The 17,572-nt window shown below is 73.8% G+C and carries 16 protein-coding genes and 1 riboswitch; of the genes, 7 read left to right on the top strand and 9 right to left on the bottom strand.

Translation table 11 applies throughout. The features are described from left to right. Entirely contained in the window at positions 1–618 is a 618-nt protein-coding gene (locus tag ACIBAD_RS20505; RefSeq protein WP_398907996.1) for a DedA family protein, read from the bottom strand. 29 nt (positions 619–647) lie between these two features. Then, complete coding sequence (locus tag ACIBAD_RS20510) at positions 648–1,424, bottom strand: MBL fold metallo-hydrolase (protein WP_398907965.1); 777 nt, start codon at positions 1,422–1,424, stop codon at positions 648–650. Between the two features lie 212 nt (positions 1,425–1,636). Here ACIBAD_RS20510 and ACIBAD_RS20515 point away from each other — a divergent pair, with 212 nt between their 5' ends. From ACIBAD_RS20515 to ACIBAD_RS20530, 4 genes are all read left to right on the top strand, one after another. Further along, entirely contained in the window at positions 1,637–2,041 is a 405-nt protein-coding gene (locus ACIBAD_RS20515) for a hypothetical protein (RefSeq protein ID WP_134069929.1), read from the top strand. Positions 2,042–2,234: 193 nt separating this feature from the next. Beyond that, on the top strand, positions 2,235–4,376 hold the full coding sequence (locus ACIBAD_RS20520) for a phage holin family protein (protein WP_398907966.1): 2,142 nt from the start codon (positions 2,235–2,237) through the stop codon (positions 4,374–4,376). 77 nt (positions 4,377–4,453) lie between these two features. After that, a complete protein-coding gene (locus ACIBAD_RS20525) occupies positions 4,454–5,827 on the top strand; it encodes an amino acid permease (RefSeq protein ID WP_134069925.1) in 1,374 nt (457 codons plus the stop codon). A 53-nt stretch (positions 5,828–5,880) separates the two neighbouring features. Then, the gene (locus tag ACIBAD_RS20530) at positions 5,881–6,321 is read left to right on the top strand and encodes an SRPBCC family protein (protein ID WP_134069923.1); all 441 of its coding nucleotides are present in this window, start codon (positions 5,881–5,883) and stop codon (positions 6,319–6,321) included. 65 nt (positions 6,322–6,386) lie between these two features. Here ACIBAD_RS20530 and ACIBAD_RS20535 read toward each other — a convergent pair whose 3' ends face one another. Together ACIBAD_RS20535 and ACIBAD_RS20540 are read right to left on the bottom strand one after the other, a co-directional pair. After that, a complete protein-coding gene (locus ACIBAD_RS20535) occupies positions 6,387–7,976 on the bottom strand; it encodes an RNA polymerase sigma factor (RefSeq protein WP_134069921.1) in 1,590 nt (529 codons plus the stop codon). A gap of 228 nt (positions 7,977–8,204) precedes the next feature. After that, a complete protein-coding gene (locus ACIBAD_RS20540) occupies positions 8,205–8,966 on the bottom strand; it encodes a methyltransferase domain-containing protein (protein ID WP_134069919.1) in 762 nt (253 codons plus the stop codon). A 108-nt stretch (positions 8,967–9,074) separates the two neighbouring features. Then, a riboswitch (ZMP/ZTP riboswitch) is annotated at positions 9,075–9,172 on the top strand. A gap of 93 nt (positions 9,173–9,265) precedes the next feature. On the opposite strand from ACIBAD_RS20540, the gene ACIBAD_RS20545 reads away from it, so the two are divergent. Together ACIBAD_RS20545 and ACIBAD_RS20550 are read left to right on the top strand one after the other, a co-directional pair. Next, a complete protein-coding gene (locus ACIBAD_RS20545) occupies positions 9,266–10,111 on the top strand; it encodes a bifunctional 5,10-methylenetetrahydrofolate dehydrogenase/5,10-methenyltetrahydrofolate cyclohydrolase (RefSeq protein ID WP_053689711.1) in 846 nt (281 codons plus the stop codon). 217 nt (positions 10,112–10,328) lie between these two features. Further along, positions 10,329–11,582, top strand: a complete 1,254-nt coding sequence (locus tag ACIBAD_RS20550; protein WP_398907967.1) for an NADH:flavin oxidoreductase/NADH oxidase family protein — start codon at positions 10,329–10,331, stop codon at positions 11,580–11,582. 90 nt (positions 11,583–11,672) lie between these two features. Here the strand turns inward: ACIBAD_RS20550 and ACIBAD_RS20555 are convergent, their stop codons facing one another. The 4 genes from ACIBAD_RS20555 to ACIBAD_RS20570 form a co-directional block, all read right to left on the bottom strand. Further along, positions 11,673–12,878 carry an MAB_1171c family putative transporter gene (locus ACIBAD_RS20555; protein ID WP_134069917.1) on the bottom strand — a complete coding sequence of 402 codons (1,206 nt, stop codon included), beginning with the start codon at positions 12,876–12,878 and terminating at the stop codon, positions 11,673–11,675. After that, positions 12,875–14,317 carry an FAD-dependent monooxygenase gene (locus ACIBAD_RS20560; protein WP_134069915.1) on the bottom strand — a complete coding sequence of 481 codons (1,443 nt, stop codon included), beginning with the start codon at positions 14,315–14,317 and terminating at the stop codon, positions 12,875–12,877. The genes ACIBAD_RS20555 and ACIBAD_RS20560 overlap by 4 nt, the downstream gene beginning before the upstream one ends. 108 nt (positions 14,318–14,425) lie before the next feature. Next, complete coding sequence (locus ACIBAD_RS20565) at positions 14,426–14,989, bottom strand: toxin-antitoxin system, toxin component (RefSeq protein ID WP_234318138.1); 564 nt, start codon at positions 14,987–14,989, stop codon at positions 14,426–14,428. After that, positions 14,986–16,005: a hypothetical protein gene (locus tag ACIBAD_RS20570; RefSeq protein ID WP_398907968.1), complete on the bottom strand. Its 1,020-nt coding sequence runs from the start codon at positions 16,003–16,005 to the stop codon at positions 14,986–14,988. The genes ACIBAD_RS20565 and ACIBAD_RS20570 overlap by 4 nt, the downstream gene beginning before the upstream one ends. A 312-nt stretch (positions 16,006–16,317) precedes the next feature. On the opposite strand from ACIBAD_RS20570, the gene ACIBAD_RS20575 reads away from it, so the two are divergent. Beyond that, positions 16,318–16,743 (top strand): hypothetical protein, encoded by a 426-nt coding sequence (locus ACIBAD_RS20575; protein ID WP_134069911.1) that lies wholly within the window; start codon positions 16,318–16,320, stop codon positions 16,741–16,743. Here ACIBAD_RS20575 and ACIBAD_RS20580 read toward each other — a convergent pair. After that, a complete protein-coding gene (locus ACIBAD_RS20580) occupies positions 16,729–17,538 on the bottom strand; it encodes a helix-turn-helix domain-containing protein (RefSeq protein WP_398907969.1) in 810 nt (269 codons plus the stop codon). The genes ACIBAD_RS20575 and ACIBAD_RS20580 overlap by 15 nt on opposite strands. Between the last annotated feature and the right edge of the window lie 34 nt (positions 17,539–17,572).

Genomic DNA, 17,572 nt, shown 5'->3' on the forward strand with positions numbered 1-17,572 from the left:
TCACCGGCTCCGCAGCCGGCGCCACGCCGACGGCGCCCCGCTGATCAGCAGGGTCACGGCCACTGCCACCGCCACGCCCTTCCACGGCTCCGAGAACAGGGAGCCGCCCAGGATCCCGATCAGGCAGTACGTCGCCGCCCAGGCGAGGCAGGCCGGGGCGTCGCCGCGGGCGAAGCGGGGCAGCGGGAGCCGGGCCAGCAGGCAGGCCAGCATCACCGGGATCCGGCCCGCCGGGACCAGCCGGGAGACCACCAGGACCAGTACCCCGTGCTCGTCCAGCTTCCGCTGCGCCTGGGCCAGCCGCTCGGGCGTCGCCCGCCCCCGCAGCGCCTCCAGCCACCGCGAGCCGTTGCGCGACCGCACCCCGCGCTGCCCCAGCCAGTACAGGGCCAGGTCCCCGGCGAACGCGGCCACCGCCGCAACCCCGAACACCGGCAACACACCGAACGGCACCGACTGCTGATGGAACGCCACCACCGCCGCCGTGCTCACCAGCGCCCCCGTCGGGATCACCGGCACCAGAGCGCCCAGCGCCACCAGCAGGAACAGCGCCGGGTACCCCACCGCCTGCCGGGTCGTCTCCGGAGGCACCTGGCCGACCGCCGCCACCACCGCCACCCCGAGCCCGTGGTCGAGCCCGTGCCCCGTCACGGCAGCCGCACCCGCTCGCCGTGGCCGGGCACCCGTACCGTCACCTTCGGCGCCAGCTGCCGGGCCCGCCGCACGAACTCCTCGCCCGGCGAGTGGAATTCGTGCGGCCGTACCGCGTCCAGCCCCATCGGCCAGAACGTCCCGTAGTGCACCGGTACCGCAGCCGCCGGCGCCAGTTCGGCCAGCGCCCGCGCCGCCCCGCCCGGATCCAGATGCCCCGGCCCCAGGTACGGGCCCCAGCCGCCGACCGGCAGCAGGGCCACGTCCACCGGCCCGACCTCCTCGGCCATCGCCGCGAACAGCCCGGTGTCCCCGGCGAAGTACGTCCGCGCCGAGCCCTGGACCACGTACCCGAGCGCCGGCGCGAGACGCGGCCCGAACGGCAGCCGTCGCCCGTCGTGCCGGGCGCTGACCGCCCTGACCCGTACGCCCGCCCGTACGCCGACCTCGTCGCCCGCAACCACCTCCGTGACGGGCAGCCCGCGCGCCGCCGCGACCCGCGCGAGCCCCGGCACGGCCCGGCGCGCCCCGCGGGGCACCAGCAGGCGGGTCCCGGGCGCCAGCCGGGCCAGCGACGGCAGGTGCAGATGATCGGCGTGGAGGTGTGAGACCAGCACCACGTCCGCCTCGGCCGCCTCCGGCGGGGGCGGTGCCCCGCGCCGCCGCCGCAGATGCGCGAGCCGCCGGGCGAACAGCGGGTCCGTCAGCAGCCGCACCCCGGAGTCCTCGACCGTGCACGTGGCATGGCCCCACCAGGTGATCTCCACCGGCACCCGGCCTCCCCGTCGCTCGTGCGTCCCCCGGCCCTCCTGAGCCTAGGGGGTTCTTGTCGATCAGGCCGGATCAGGGAGCGGCGGCGCCCGCCGCCGCGAGCCCGGCGTGATCGGCGAGACACACCCCCAGAGCTTGCCCCGCCCGTACGCGTCGAACCGAAGCCTGCCGCCCCCTCCCTCCCGGGCGGCGGATCGGAGTAGGGTCGGGCGGCATGGATGAGCTGCGCGTGGCCGCTATCGCCAGCCTGGCCCCGCTCGAAGACCTGGACACCGACCCCTTCGCCGTCGACACCCGCAGCCAGCAGGCCATGTGCGCCCGCTGGGCGGCCGACCGGGGCTACGTCGTGACGAGGACGCTGCTCTTCTACGGGCTGCGTGCCGACCACTGCGGGCTCTGGTGCGACGTGGACGCAGGGCAGGTCGACCTGTTCGTCGCCCCCAACCGCCGGGTCCTGGCCCGCGCGCTGCGCTCCGTCGACGAGTTCGCCGCCGAGTGCGAGCGGCGCGGCGTACGGCTGGAGACCGCGGGGCTCGCCGAGCCGCAGTACACCTCCGCCATGAAGGCCGAGGTGCACCGCCGCCTGTCCATGCCGACCGCCGGCTACGACGGCACGTAGGGCGACGGGGGCACGCGGGCACGCAGGGCACGCAGGGCACGCGGCTCCGTCCCGAGCTCCCGGTCATCGCGGTTCGCACCTCCGTGCGCCACCCCCGCCACCCGGCCGCGTCCGCCGCCCTGTGCGACGCTGGGTGGTGCGGCCGGGACCGCGGGCGGGGCGCGGATCCGGGGGAGACACGAGGCGGTACGGCGTGTGGCGAGGACGGTGGCGGACCCTGGGCGGCGCCCTGGTGCGGGTGATCCTCGTCTGGGCGGTGTCCACCCTCACGATGCTCGCGCTGGCCGGCGTCCTCCCCGACTTCCGGCTCCAGTCCGGCGACGGGGACAGCGTCACCGAGATCGGGCTGACCGCCGCCTGGGGCGCCGGGGCCTTCGGCCTGCTGAGCGCGCTGGTGTGGCCGGTGCTGGTCCGGGCGCTGCTGCTGGTGCCCGCCCTGGTGCTCGGCCTGCTCGTCTTCTTCCTCAACGGTTCGCTGCTGCTGCTCGCCCTCAGCCTGATCCCGTCCGGGCGCGGCGAAGTCGCCCCGGAGACAGCCGTGGTGGTGGCCGCCGTCATGTCCGCCGTCGCCTCCGCGACCTCGACGGCGCTCGCCGTGCGCGACGACGAGGCGTACCGGCGCCGGCTCTACCGGCTCGCCGACCGGCGCCGCCGGCGTACCCGGCGCCGGGGCGCGTCCGGCGCCGGCCCGGCCGCCCCCGGCCTGCTCCTCCTCCAGCTCGACGGCGTCGGGTACGGGACGCTGCGCCGCGCGGCGGGCAGCGGCCTGATGCCCACGGTGGCCGCCCGGCTGGAAGGCAGCCACCGCATCGCGGCCTGGCGCACCGACTGGTCCAGCCAGACCGGCGCCAGCCAGCTCGGCATCCTGCACGGGTCCACCTTCGACGTGCCCGCCTTCCGCTGGTACGAGAAGGACACCGGCGAGGTGGTGGTCTGCAACCGGCCGACCAGCGCCGCCGAGCTCCAGCGCCGGGCCATCGCGCGCACCGGGGACGGCGGGCTGCTCACCCTCGACGGGGCGAGCCGGGGCAACCTGTTCAGCGGCGGCGCCGACCAACTGGCGCTCGTGCTGTCGGTCTCGGCGCGGCGGGGCAGGGCGAACCGTTCCCGCGCGGGCTACTTCGCGTACTTCTGCGACCCGGCCAACGCCGTCCGCACCGCGCTGTCCTTCGTCGCCGAGGTCGTCCGGGAGATCGGCCAGTCGTTGCGGGCCCGGCTGCGCGGGGACCGGCCGCGGGTGGCCCGCGGCGGGCTGTACCCGCTGATCCGCGCCTTCGCGACGGTCGTCGAGCGGGACGTCGTCGTGGCGGCGGTGATCGGCGACATGCTCGCGGGACGCGCCGCGATCTACGCGGACCTGGTCGCCTACGACGAGGTCGCCCACCACTCGGGGCCGCACGGCCGGGACACCGACCGGGTGCTGGCCCGGCTCGACCGGAGCCTCGCGCTGATCGCCCGCGTCGCCGAGCACGCGCCCCGGGAGTACCGCATCGTGCTGCTCTCGGACCACGGCCAGAGCCCGGGGGAGACCTTCCTGAGCCGGTACGGGCTCACCCTGAAGGACCTGGTCCGCGCGGGCTGCGGACTGCCGGTCTCCCGCCGGGCCGGCCGCACCCGCAGCGGGGCCGAAGCCCGCGCGGCGGTGCTCGCGGCCCTGCACCGGCCGGTGGAGGAGGGCGTGGAGGCCCACCCTGAGCGGGGTCCGGACCCGGTGGTGCTGGCCTCGGGCAACCTCGGGCTGATCTCCTTCCCGGACCTGCCGGGGCGGGCCTCGCGGGAGCGGATCGAGCGGGCGCACCCGGCCCTGCTGGAGACCCTGGCCGACCATCCGGGCATCGGGTTCCTGCTGGTGGACGGAGAGGTACTGGGCCCGGGCGGGAAGGCGGCCCGGCTCGACGAGCCCGGCGCGGCGGAGGAACTGCTGGCCCGGTTCGGACCGGGTGCGGCGCAGGCGGTCCGGCGGACCGACGCCTTCCCGCACGCGGCCGACGTCATGGTGAACTCGGCGTACGACCCGCTCACGGGCTCGGTGCACGCCTTCGAGGAGCAGATCGGCTCGCACGGCGGCCTGGGCGGGGAGCAGGGGCACCCGTTCCTGATGTGGCCGACGGAGCTGTCGGAGCCGGAGCCGGAGCTGGTGGGCGCGGAGGCGGTGCACGAGGTGCTGCGGCGCTGGCTGCGGGAGGCGGACGGGCCCCAGGTGCCGGTGGCCCCGCCGATGGGCGGGTCGGCGGCGGACCCCGCGGGCCGGCCGGTGGAGGAACCCCGGCCCCCGGGCGGAAATAGCGGAAGCCTTCCTTCCGCAGGGGTGCCCGCGCGGGACGAAATCCGCTGATTTTGCGACGCCCGCACGCTGGTCAACCATGTGTTGACCCTGCCCAGCATGTGAGACATCCCAGAGGCGCACCACCGATGACCAGCACCGCAACCCTGCCCGCCGAGGCCGCCGCACCCCCCGGGCAGGACCGCGACCCCCACGCCCGGCGCTTCGGCCTCCCGATCGCGACCTGCCTGGTCATGGGCAACATCATCGGCGGCGGGATCTTCCTGCTGCCCGCCTCGGTGGCGCCCTTCGGCACGATCAGCCTGGTCGCCTTCGGCGTGCTCACCGCCGGCGCGATCGCCCTCGCCCTGGTCTTCGGCCGGCTCGCGCAGCGGCTCCCCCAGACGGGTGGCCCGTACGTCTACGCCCGCGCCGCGTTCGGCGACTTCGCCGGGTTCCTCGCGGCCTGGAGCTACTGGATCACGGCCTGGGTCTCGAACGCGGCCCTCGCGGTGGCGGCCGTCGGCTACCTCACCGTCCTCTTCCCGGCCATCGGGGAGCACAAGGCGGCGATGTGCCTGGCCGCCCTCACCGTGCAGTGGCTCCCGGCGCTCGCCAACCTCGCCGGCACCCGCTACGTCGGCGCCGTCCAACTGGTCGCCACGGTACTGAAGTTCGTCCCGCTGCTGCTGGTCGCCGTCGGCGGGCTGTTCTTCTTCGACCCGGCGAACCTCGGTCCCTTCCAGGCCACCGGCCAGAGCCCCGTCGGCGCGGTCTCCGCCGCCGCGGCGATCCTGCTCTTCAGCTACCTCGGCGTGGAGTCGGCCGCCGTCAGCGCGGGCGAGGTCCGCGACCCCGCCCGCAACGTCGGCCGGGCCACGATCCTGGGCACCGCCGGCGCAGCCGCCGTCTACCTGCTGGGCACCCTCTCCGTCTTCGGCCTGGTCGCCCACGACAAGCTGGTCGCCTCCCAGGCCCCGTTCACCGACGCCGTCAACGCCATGTTCGGAGGCACCTGGGGCGGCACCCTCGTCGCCTGCGCGGCCGTGATCTCGATGCTCGGCGCCCTCAACGGCTGGACCCTGCTCAGCGCGCAGACCCCGTACGCCGCCGCCCGCGACGGGCTCTTCCCCAAGGTCTTCGAGACGAGGAAGCGGGGCGTCCCGGTGGCCGGCGTGCTCGTCACCGTCGCCCTGGCCTCCGGCCTGACGATCTACAACTACACGGCGGGCTCGGACGGGGTGTTCGAGGTCCTCGTCCTGGTGACCACCTTCACGGCGACCGTCCCGTACCTGCTCTCCACCGCCGCGCAGATCTACTTCCTGCTCTCCGGGCAGTCCGAGCGCGTCCACCGCGGCCTCCTGGTCCGCGACGGCATCCTCGCCGGCCTGGCCTTCGGCTTCTCGATGTGGCTGGTCGCCGGCTCCGGCTACGCGGCCGTCTACCAGGGCGTCCTGTTCCTCTTCGCCGGTGTCCTCGTCCACGCCGCGATGTCCGCCCGAAAGCACCGGGTCACCGCCTGACCTGCGCGGTAGTTTGGAACGAGAGGACAAGCAGGGGGCACTAAGGGGTCGCCATGTCCGCGATCAGAGAAAGCATCGACATCTCCCGCAGTCCCGAAGACGTCTTCGACTACGTGACGGACCCCACGCACCTGCCGGAGTGGCAGGACAGCGCCGTCTCCGCCCGCCCGCTCGACGGCAGACCCCTCCACGTCGGTTCGCAGGTCGTGATCACCCGGCGCATGGGCGGGCGGGAGTTCCCGATGGCCATGGAGGTCACGGAGCTCGACAAGCCGCGGAGCTGGCACATCCAAGGGATCCGCGGACCCGTCCGCGGAGACGTGCGCGGCACGATCGAGCCCCTCGACGGGGGAAAGCGCTCGCGCGTGACCCTCGACCTCGACTTCCAGGGGCACGGCATCGGCCGGGTGATCGCCCCGCTCGTGGTCAAGCCGTACGCCCGCAAGGAGATGCCGCGCAACGAGGAGAAGCTGAAGCACCTCCTGGAGAACTGAGGTGCTCCGGGTACGCGGCGCGCCCACACCGGGCGCGCCGCGTACCCACGGGCTGACCTCGCGTTTTAGTCGAGGTAGTCGCGCAGCACCTGCGAACGCGACGGGTGGCGCAGCTTCGACATGGTCTTGGACTCGATCTGGCGGATGCGCTCACGGGTGACCCCGTACACGCGGCCGATCTCGTCCAGGGTCTTCGGCTGGCCGTCGTTCAGGCCGTAGCGCATCGAGACGACGCCCGCCTCGCGCTCCGAGAGCGTGCCCAGGATCGACTGGAGCTGCTCCTGGAGGAACGTGAACGACACCGCGTCGGCCGGCACGACCGCCTCGGAGTCCTCGATGAGGTCACCGAACTCGCTGTCGCCCTCCTCACCCAGCGGGGTGTGCAGGGAGATCGGCTCGCGGCCGTACTTCTGGACCTCGATGACCTTCTCGGGGGTCATGTCGAGTTCCTTGCCCAGCTCCTCCGGAGTGGGCTCCCGGCCGAGGTCCTGGAGCATCTGGCGCTGGACGCGCGCCAGCTTGTTGATGATCTCGACCATGTGCACCGGGATGCGGATGGTGCGCGACTGGTCGGCCATGGCACGCGTGATCGCCTGCCGGATCCACCAGGTCGCGTACGTGGAGAACTTGAAGCCCTTGGTGTAGTCGAACTTCTCCACGGCGCGGATCAGACCGACGTTGCCCTCCTGGATCAGGTCCAGGAAGAGCATGCCGCGGCCCGTGTAGCGCTTGGCCAGCGAGACCACGAGGCGGAGGTTGGCCTCCAGCAGGTGGTTCTTGGCCCGGCGGCCGTCCTCGACGAGGATCTCCAGCTCGCGCTTGAACGCGGGCTTGTGGTCCTCCTCCTCTTCGAGCTTGTACTCGGAGAAGAGACCCGCCTCGATGCGCTTGGCGAGCTCGACCTCCTGCTCGGCGTTGAGCAGCGGCACCTTGCCGATCAGCTTCAGGTAGTCCTTGACGGGGTCGGCGGTGGCGCCGGCCACCATGACCGTCTGCGCCGGGGCATCGTCCTCGTCGTCGTCGGACAGGACGAAGCCCTGGGTGCCGCCGGCCTTCGGGGCCTCCTCCTCGACGTCGTCGACGAGGTCCTCGGCGGCCCAGTCCTCTCCCTCGGCGGCCGGGGTCTCGCCCTCGTCGGCGTCCTTGGCGCTGGTCTTCTTGGCCGCGGCGGCGGTCTTCTTCACCGCGGTCTTCTTCGCGGCGGTCTTCTTGACCGTCCGCTTCTTCGGCTCGGCGACGGCGTCGGCCGCCACCTCGTCCTCGGCCGCCGCGGCCGGCGAAGCGGATATCGCCGCCGCGGTGGCGGGGGCCGCGCTGGCCGAGGCCTTGCGCGCGCCGATGGGGCGCGGCGCGGCGGCCGCCTTCTTGGTCACGGTGCGGGCAGGCGCGGCGGCCGCCTTGCGGGGCTTCTTCGCGGCGGCCTTCGTGGCGGGGGCGGCGCTGACGTGCAGCGCGACGCCCTCCTCGTCCAGGACCTGGTTCAGGCTGCGCAGGACCCGCTTCCACTGGTCCACCGGGATGCGTCCGGCCTCGAAGGCCTGGCGCACGTCGTCACCGTTGATGTGACCCTGCTCGCGGCCGCGCTCGACGAGCGCGACGAGGGCCTCCGATTCGGCGATCTCCGGAGGGAACGTACGGGACGGGCTGAGCGACACAAGGAGCCTCTCGTTGCGAACAGATAGGGAGTGGGCGGGACATCATCGCGCGGACTCGGGAAACAGACCCGAGGGGGGTCTGTATTCCGGGGCCGCGCGAGGACACCTGTCGGTTCATCGCATGCCCGAGTCGATTCGTTACGCGCTGAATTGAGTGACCTGCGCCACGCTGTGGGCGCGCAACCGTTCGGCCGTGGATCCGTCCGCGCCCGCGCCGCCCTTTTCCCGTCAGCCCTTTTTGCGAGCCTCGATGAGGAAACGGGCGGTGTGCGCCACGAACGGGCCGTCACGCTCGATCCGTTCATGGAGCTCGCGCAAGCGGTCCCGGTACTGCCCGACCGTGAAGCCGGGCACCATCCAGATCACCTTCCTCAGAAAGTAGATCACGGCTCCGATGTCGTGGAACTCCGTACGCAGTCTCTCGGAGCGGAGATCCACCACTTCGAGGCCCGCCCCGGCGGCGTCGGCGGCCGCGTCGTCGGGGTGCCGGGAGCGGCGGACCTCCTCCGGCTGGGGGCCGAGGAAGTACTCGACGAGCTCGAAGACGCTCGCCGGCCCGACCTGCTGCGAGAGGTACGTACCCCCCGGGCGCAGGACCCGTGCGACCTCCTCCCACCAGATGGTCACCGGATGCCGGCTCGCGACCAGCTCGAAGGCCTCGTCGCCGAACGGCAGCGGCGGCTCGTCCGCGTCCGCGACCACGACCGCGCCCAGCGGGTGCAGCAGCCGGGTCGCCTTGTCGATGTTCGGCGGCCAGGACTCGGTGGCCGCCGTCAGCGGGGGCAGCGGCCCGGCCCCGGCGAGCACCTCTCCGCCGCCGGTCTGGATGTCGAGGGCGGAGCGGACCCGGGCGAGGCGCTCGGCGAGCAGCCGCTGGTAGCCCCAGGAGGGGCGCTGCTCGGTGGCCCGGCCGTCGAGCCAGGAGAAGTCCCAGCCGTCGACCGAAACGGACTCGGCTTCCGCGACCAGGTGATCGAAAGTGCGCGTCATGTCTCGATCGTCCCAGGCATGGCGCCGGTGATCCACCGGTTTGACCGGATCCCGTGCATGGACTCCGCCCGCGGGCCACCGCACCCGCGGGCGGGGTCCATTAGAGTGGAGGCGGGCCGTGACTGGCGTTCGGGTGGATCACCACCGGGGAGCGGCCCGGCGTACGACCGCACGTACGTCTCCTGCCGCGCGCCTGGGCGAACCGCGAACCCGCGATCCGCGATCCGCAGCGACGCTCAGGAGACCCCGTGACGACTGCCCAGACTGCCCCTGTCACTGCCGCCGGCCTCGCCCGGCAGATGGACGGCACCGCCCTCGCCCGCCGCATCTCGGAGCAGACCGCCGCCCTCGCGGCGAAGATCACCGAGCGCACCGGCACCGCTCCCTGCCTCGCGACCGTGCTGGTCGGCGAGGACCCGGCGTCCGTGACGTACGTGAAGATGAAGCAGAACCGCTGCGCCAAGGCCGGGATCACCTCCCGCCACGTGGAGCTCCCGGCCGAGACCACCACCGAGGAGCTCGTCGCCGCCCTCACCGCCCTCTCCGAGGACCCGGAGATCAGCGGCATCCTGCTCCAGCACCCGGTTCCGCACCACATCGACGAGCGCGCCGCATTCGAGGCCATCGCCCCGGGCAAGGACGTCGACGGCGTGACCATGCACTCCTTCGCCGCCATGGGCTTCGGGCTGCCGGGCTTCGTGTCCTGCACCCCGGGCGGCATCATGCGGCTCCTCGCCGAGTACGACGTGGACCTGACCGGCAAGCACGCCGTGGTCGTCGGGCGCAGCGCGATCCTGGGCAAGCCGGCCGGCATGCTGCTGCTGGAGCAGAACGCCACCGTCACCTACTGCCACTCCCGCACCGTGGACCTGCCGTCGATCGTCCGCCAGGCCGACGTGCTGGTCGCCGCCGTCGGCAAGGCCGAGTTCATCCGCGGCGAGGACATCAAGCCGGGCGCCGTGGTCCTGGACGCCGGCTACAACGAGGGCAACGTGGGCGACGTCCACTTCGAGTCGGCCGCCGCCCGCGCCTCGCTGATCACCCCGGTCCCCGGCGGCGTCGGCCCCATGACCATCGCGGTCCTGCTGGAGCAGACCGTCCGGGCGGCCGCCGCCCAGGCCGGGCTGGAGCTCGCGGACCTCTGACCGCCGTCGCACCCCGCGTGGGGACCCCGTACGGGAACGCTCCGTACGCGCACGCACCGTACGGGTGACGCCCCGGGCCCTCGGGCCCGGGGCGTTCCGCGTTCCGCGGTGTCCGGAATGCTGCGGCCGCAGCCTGCCCGGCGGCGGGGAGCGGGCGGTATCTTTTGCCCCGGGGCGCGCGATGACACGTGCAACACGTTTCCTGGGGAGACTGCTGATGGACCTGTTCACGCCACTGGAGCTGCCCAACGGCACCACCCTGCCGAATCGCCTGGCGAAGGCGGCCATGGAGGAGAGCCTCGCCGGGGCCGGCCAGCTGCCGGACGAGCGCATCGAGCGCCTCTACCGCCGCTGGGCGCGGGGCGGCGCCGGACTCCTGATCACCGGGAACGTGATGGTCGACCGCCGGGCGCTGACCGCGCCCGGCACCATCGTCCTCGACGCCCGCTCCCCGCTCGCCCCCTTCCGCCGCTGGGCCGAGGCCGCGTCCGGGGGCGGCGGCCGGGTCTGGATGCAGATCAACCACCCGGGCCGGCAGGTCGGCTCCGAGATGCCCGGCACGGCATGGGCGCCCTCCGACGTAGGGGTGAGCCTCGGCAAGCACACCAAGCGCTTCGCCCGCCCCACCGCGATGACCGAGGCCGACATCGAGGCCACCGTCGCCCGGTTCGCCGTCACGGCCCGGCGGGCCGAGGAGGCCGGCTTCGACGGGGTGCAGATCCACGCCGCCCACGGCTACCTGCTCAGCCAGTTCCTCTCCCCGCTGGTCAACCGGCGCACCGACCGCTGGGGCGGCAGCCTGGAGAACCGGGTCCGGCTGCTCACCGAGGTCGTCCGGGCGGTCCGCGCGCAGGTCGGCCCCGGCTTCGCGGTCGGCGTCAAGCTCAACACCGCCGACTTCCAGCGCGGCGGCTTCGACACCGAGGACGCGGCGCAGGTCCTCACGGCCCTCGGCGGCCTAGGCGTCGACCTCGTCGAACTGTCCGGCGGCAGCGTCGAGAGCCCCGCGACCCTGGGCCGTACCGCCGATCTGCGCACCCTGGAGCGGGAGGCCTACTTCCTGTCCTTCGCCGAGCAGTTCCTGGACGCGGCCACGATGCCGCTGATGCTGACCGGCGGTATAGGCCGGCAGGAGACCGCGAGGAAGGTCCTGGCACGCGGGGTGTCCGTCGTCGGGCTCGCCTCGGCGCTGGCGTTCCGGCCCGACCTGCCCGCCCGCTGGCGCGCCGGGGAGGACGTGAGGGTGCTCGTGGATCGGCTGCGGTGGAAGGACCGGGACCTGGCCGGCGCCGCGCTGCTGGCCTTCGTACGCTTCCAGCTGCACCGGCTGGCGCGCGGGCTGGAGCCGCGCCCGGAGGCCTCCCCGCGGGCCACGTTCGCCCTCGACCAGCTCCAGCACTGGCGCCGGGTGCGGGCGTACGGGGCCTGGCTCGCCCGCAATCCCGAGCCCGAGGACGTCCTGGTCGGCTGAGTCCGGCCGGTGAGTCCGGCCGGCGCCCCCACCGGGTGCTGCGCTGCCCGCGCTGCCCGCACCGGCCTCCCGGTCAGGCCGCCCGGGGGTTCAGAGCGCGGCCGGGTCCGGGTCCCGCCGTACGGCCGCCACGATGGGGGAGGTGCGGAACTCCCGCGCCAGTGCGGTCAGCGGCCGGGAGTCCAGCCGGTAGGGCTCGGGCAGCCCCTGGTCGGCCGCGGCCGCCCGGTCGGCGGCTTCCGCGGCTTCGGCGGCCGCGGCCGCCTCCCGGCGCCGGCAGGCCGCGGCGAGCATGGCCGCATCGGCCACGACCGAGGCCTTCGACTCGCACATGCCCTGGCCGAGGGCGGCCTCGTACGCGGCGCCCCGTACGGCCGGGTCGAACCAGCAGGCCAGGGCCAGGATGCCGTCGTCGATCACCGATTCGCGGTGGATCAGCCGGATGCCGATCGGCGACCACCAGGTCAGCGGCACCGTCGTCACACTGGACGCGGCGAAGCCCCGCAGCGCCTTCCACAGCGGGTGGAGCCGCCGGTACCGGCTGAAGTCCCGCCAGGCCGCCGAGCCGCCGACCAGCGGGACGATGAACCCCGAGCCCACCATCAGCGCGGCGGCGGAGGCGAACGGCGGGGCGACGTAGGTGGACAGGCCGTCCCAGTCGCGGCCCGCCCAGCGGGCGCCCACCGCCGCCCACTTCGTGACCAGGTATCCCAGGTCCAGCACCCCGCCGAGCACGATCAGGGCCAGTCCGGTGCGCAGCGGGCGCAGCGAGGGGCGCACGCGCAGCAGCCACTTCCAGCACAGCAGGGTCAGCGTCGAACTGCCGACGGTGTGCGCGAGCAGGTAGCAGACGATCATCTCGCGCAGCCAGGGCGTGTTGGCGTAGTACGTGTCCAGGTCGCGCAGGCGCTCCACGGGCGCGTCGCCGATCGTGAACAGGACGACGATGAGCAGCGTGACGGCGCTGAACACGGCCACCGTCAGCCGGGTGGCCCGGCGTACGACGGCGGGAGGGCCGCCGCCCCACTGCAGGACCAGGACGATGCACGAGCCCGAGAACGCGGTCAGCGCGCTGTACACCAGCGGGGCCGAGAAGTTGACGATCCCGGTGAGCCGGTTGACCGCGGAGATCGTCGGCGGCGCCGCCAGGAACATGACGAGGCAGCCGACGACGAGCAGGGTGCACACGGCCCGCATGAGCGGCTGGTCCCAGCCCCGGCGCAGGGTCGGCGCCTTGATCAGCAGCGCCAGGATCATCACCGACCCGGGAACGTAGAGGATGAGACCGTCGTTCATCGCGCCTGACCGACGGGGCCCACGGGATCGACCGGTCCGGCGCCCTGGTCGAGCCCCGCGACGGCCCGCTCCGCCGCGGTCAGCGGCGGCGCCTTCAGCGCGCCCCGGTCCGAGGCGCGCAGCACCCGCCAGACCACCGACGGGCGCAGCCAGTACGCGGGCGTGCTGCTCATGGTGATGACCTGGAGGAACGCGGCGGTCAGCGCCTCCCGCGTGGTGGCCCCGGTCATCAGCCGGTTGACGTACGCGTTGAGCAGCCCGACACCGGCCCGCGGCTTCATGCCGGTGGCCCCCGGGTACAGGATGTCCTGCGAGGTGGCGAGCTCCCAGGCGGTGGACACCTGCGGGACGAGGGCGCGCTGCGCCTCGCGGCCGAAAGAGGGATGGGCGAGGCCCTGCGTGCGCAGCAGGGTCCGTACGGCCAGCAGTCCCTGCGCGGCGACGGTCATGCCCTGCCCGTACAGCGGGTTGAAGGTGGCGACGGAGTCGCCGACGGCGAAGAAGCCGTCGGGCAGGTCCGCCTTCTCGAAGTAGACCCGGCGGTTGGCGGTGCCCTGGGTCACGGCTATGTCGGTCAGGGGCTTCCTGCCGTCGAGGAGCTCGCCGACGATCGGATCGCGCAGGCCCTTGGCGAACGGGATGAACCGGTCGGGGTCGCCGGTGGGCTGGCCCCCGCGGGTGCCGGAGAGGGTGGCCTGCCACTGGCCGTTCTCGATGGGGACGATCGTCGCGGTCTGGCCGGGGACGTACACCCGCGGATCGGACTGCACGTTGACGATGGGGAAGCCCATCTCGTGGGCCCCTGCGGGTGCTTCGAATATCCGGGTCGCGTACACCAGGCCGGAGTCGACCTGGGCCTGTCTGATCCCGCCGACCCCCAGCTCCTGGAGCCAGGCCCGGGCCCGGGAGCCGCGCCCGCTCGCGTCGACCACGAGGTCGGCGGCCAGCAGCCGGTTCTGCTCGCCGGGGGTGTCGACGCGGACGCCGGTGACCCGGGCCGCCGTGCCCTCCAGGGCCCGTACGCGGCTCTGCTGGAGCGTGGTGACACCGCGCAGGCCGGTCACCCGGGCGCGGACCACCGCGTCGAGGAGGTCGCGGCTGCACGAGATGTTGAACTGCTTCTCCCCGCAGCGCGGGATCCAGCCCTGGGCGGTCATGGTGACCAGATCGGTGGGCAGGCTGCGGCGGATCGCTCCGGCCGCCGTCCACGCGTCGGTGATGCCCGGGAGTATCTTCTCGATGGCGCGCGCCCCGCCCGACCACATGACGTGGACGTGGCGGGCCTGCGGGAGTCCGCGCCGCGGCGCCGGGCTGTCGGGCAGCGTGTCGGCGTCGATGATCGTGACCGTCGCGTGCTCGGCGAGCACGGCCGCCGCGAGCAGGCCGGCCATGCTGCCGCCGATGACGACGGCGTGGCGGGGCGGGGAGGACTGGGTCATCGTGGTGCTCTCTGTCGGGGCCGTGCGGGGGCAGCGGCGCGCGTGAGGTGCGTCGGGAGGGGGAGGCGCGTCACCGGGGCGTCATCGGTACGCCGCGGGGGCGTGCACTCAACGGCCCCAGCCGAGCGAGGTCTTGATGCGCTCGATCGCCTCGGGGAACCGCTCCTCGCGGGGCCCCGGCAGGTACGCCTTGAGGACTTGGCCGAGGTACAGGCCGAAGGTCTCGGCCCGGATCTCCGCCGGATCCTCCCGGTCGGCGCGAGCGGCCGCCTGCCGGACCACGCTGCCCAGTCCGGTCTCCGAGTGGAGCAGCTCCGCGAGGTCGCCCCGGTCTCCGGTGAGACGGGCCGCCACGGCCATGCCCGGGCCGTGGCTGTCGCAGGTGCCTTCCTCCAGGTGCCATAACTCGTGGCAGGCGATCACGAGTTGGTGCTCGGGGCGGGTGCGCTCCTCGATGACGAGCAGGTCGCGCTCTTCCATCTCCAGCCACAGCCCGCTGGCCGTGTCGGGCGGGAACCCGGCGAACCGGAACTCCACCGGCCGGCCGCCGCGCCTGCGGCCGTACGCGGCGCACAGGCTCCCGATGATCTCGGCGGCATCGGCCGGCCGCGCCAGGCGCGCTTCCGCCAGCAGATCTCCGCCGAGTTTCCGCATGGTCCGTGTCGTCCTCATGGCGCTTCCCCCTCGGCAGCCTTCCGGTCGTCCGGCACCGCCGTGCGGCCCGGGCTCTCGTGCGTCAGCTGTCCCTCGCGTGCCAGCAGGTCGTCGAGGTGGTCGGCCAGCGACTTCCAGCCCGCCGGGGAGAGCCGCCCGGCGCGCGTGACGATGCTCCGTACATCGTGCGCCCGCAGGACGGCCAGCATCGGGTTTTCCGTGCTGCGCTCGGCGGTTTCCAGCTCGTGCTCGATCCCGGCGAGGGCCGTGGCGAGCGCCTCGGTGTCGTCGGCCAGCAGGAAGCCGCCGTCGACCCCGTAGAAGCGCTGGATCCCGGCGGCCGCCGCGAGGTTGGGCAGGCCCTCGCCGCGCGCGAGGCGGGTGAGCGACTGCCCCGACGCGTGGAAGGAGTGGGCGATGGCGGCGAGGGAGTGGGCCTGGCCGTCCGCGCGCAGCCGGGTGCGCCGCAGGTGCTCGAACCGCCGGCGGACCTGCTCCTTCAGCGACAGCCGGGGCGGTCTGCCGTCGAGGGTGAGCCGGATGTCCTGCGGGTCCATGCCCGTCAGGTACGAGAGGTGTCCGAGGTCCGCCGCGGCGTCGGGGCCCGCGGTGGCGAGGGCGTGCTCCACCGCGCACTGGCTGTCCGCGAGGAGGAAGCCGGCGTAGACCCCGAAGAACCGCTGGACGCCCGCCGCGTGGCCCAGCCGCGGCAGTCCGGTGCCCGCGTTGAGGGGGCCGAGGGAGGCGCCGGGTGCCTGGAAGTCCTCCGCGATGGCGGCCAGCGACCACTCCCGGCCGTGCTTGTCGCGGCGGGTGGCCCGCAGCCGCAGGAAGCGCTGGTGCACCCGCAGGCACAGGGGTACTTCGGGTGCGGTCCCGGCCACGACCTGCGGAATGAGCGCGGGTTCGACCCCGCACAGCCGGCTCAGCCGCTCCGGGCACAGCACCTCGGCCGGGTCCCGGCCGCTCCGCTCGGCCAACGCCGCGACGCGGGCCCAGGTGGAGGCCAGGTCGGGTCGGTCGGCGGCTGGCACCGTGAGGTTCTCCGTATGTCGAGAGGACGTTCGAGGGCTTCGGCTGGGTGCAGCGTAGCCCTCCGCCCCTCGCCGAAACAGGAGAATCCCAACGTTTCTTGCGATGTGAGTCAAAGAAGGTTGGCACGCCGCGCGCGCCGCCACACCCACCGGAACCGGCATGACCTCGGAGGTAATCGACCGCGGCGGAGGCAGGCCGCACAGTGGGATCAGCGGGTTCCGGGGCCGCGCACTCGGCCCCGGAACCCGGCTCCCGAACTCCCGCGCATCCCGACTCCCCTGAAACCCGACTCCGACGGAGGATGATCCGCCATGTCCGCGACCCTGCTCGGCAGCATCGCCCGCACCACCGTCCCGCAGACCGCGCTGCGCCGGTTCCTCGCCCTCGACAGCGTGGTCACCACCGGGAACGGCCTCGCGTACGCCGCCTTCTGCGCCCCGCTCGGCCGGCTGCTCGGCGTCGGGCAGGGCGCCCTGCTCGAACTCGGCCTGTTCCTGACCCTCTACGGGGCCGGCGTCGGCTGGCTGGCCTCCCGCCGCCGGCCGCCGGTCCCCGCGGTGAAGTTCGTCATCGAGGCCAACTGGGCCTGGGCCGCCCTCAGCCTCGTATCGCTCTTCCTCTGGGACGCCCCCACCACCGCCGGCCTGGTGTGGATCCCGGCGCAGGCCCTCGTGGTCGGCGCCTTCGCCCTCGTCCAGCAGTTGGCGCTGCGGGCGGGGGCCTCAGGGCCCCAGTGAGCGCAGGTACTTCGCCGTCGCCGGGTCGGCCGGGAGCAGCGTCTCGATGGCGAGCTCGGCGACGGTCACGTCCATCGGCGTGTTGAACGTCGCGATCGAGGACACGAACGACAGCAGCTGTCCGTCGTGCTCGATCAGCAGCGGCAGCGCGATGTACGCGGCGCCCTCGCCGGGCCCGGTCCCGGGCCCGGCCCCGGCGAGCTGCGCCCCGGTGTCCACCGGATACCCGGACACCTCCTCGTGCAGCGCGCGCAGCGGCGCCGAGCGGGACAGCGCGATCTGCCGCTCCATCTGGGCCAGCAGGTGCCCGCGCCACTCCCCGAGGTTGCGGATCCGCGGGGCCAGGCCCTGCGGGTGCAGGGTGATCCGCATGGCGTTCAGCGGCGGGACCAGCAGGTGTTCGGGCAGCCCGTCGAGCAGCATCGCGATGCCGCGGTTGGCTGCGACGACGTCGTACACGGCGTCCACGATCAGCGCCGGATACGGCTCGTAGCCGGTCAGCAGCCGCTCCAGGCCCTCGCGCAGCGTCCCCATCGACGGGTCGTCCAGCGGGGTCTGCGCGTAGTGCGGGGCGTAACCCGCCGCGAGCAGCAGCGCGTTGCGCTCGCGGACCGGAACGTCCAGGTGGTCCGCGAGCCGCAGGACCATCTCCTTGCTCGGCCGGGACCGGCCGGTCTCGATGAAGCTGATGTGCCGGGACGAGGAGTCGGCGCGGCCCGCCAGCTCCAGCTGGCTGATGCCGCGCCGCTCCCGCCAGGTGCGCAGCAGGGCTCCGAGGGACGGGGTCGAGGTCATGCGCACGACGTTAGCCGAGCGGAGGTACGCGGCG

The sequence above is a fragment of the Streptomyces sp. NPDC051109 genome (assembly GCF_044455885.1).
Taxonomy (GTDB): Bacteria; Actinomycetota; Actinomycetes; order Streptomycetales; family Streptomycetaceae; genus Streptomyces.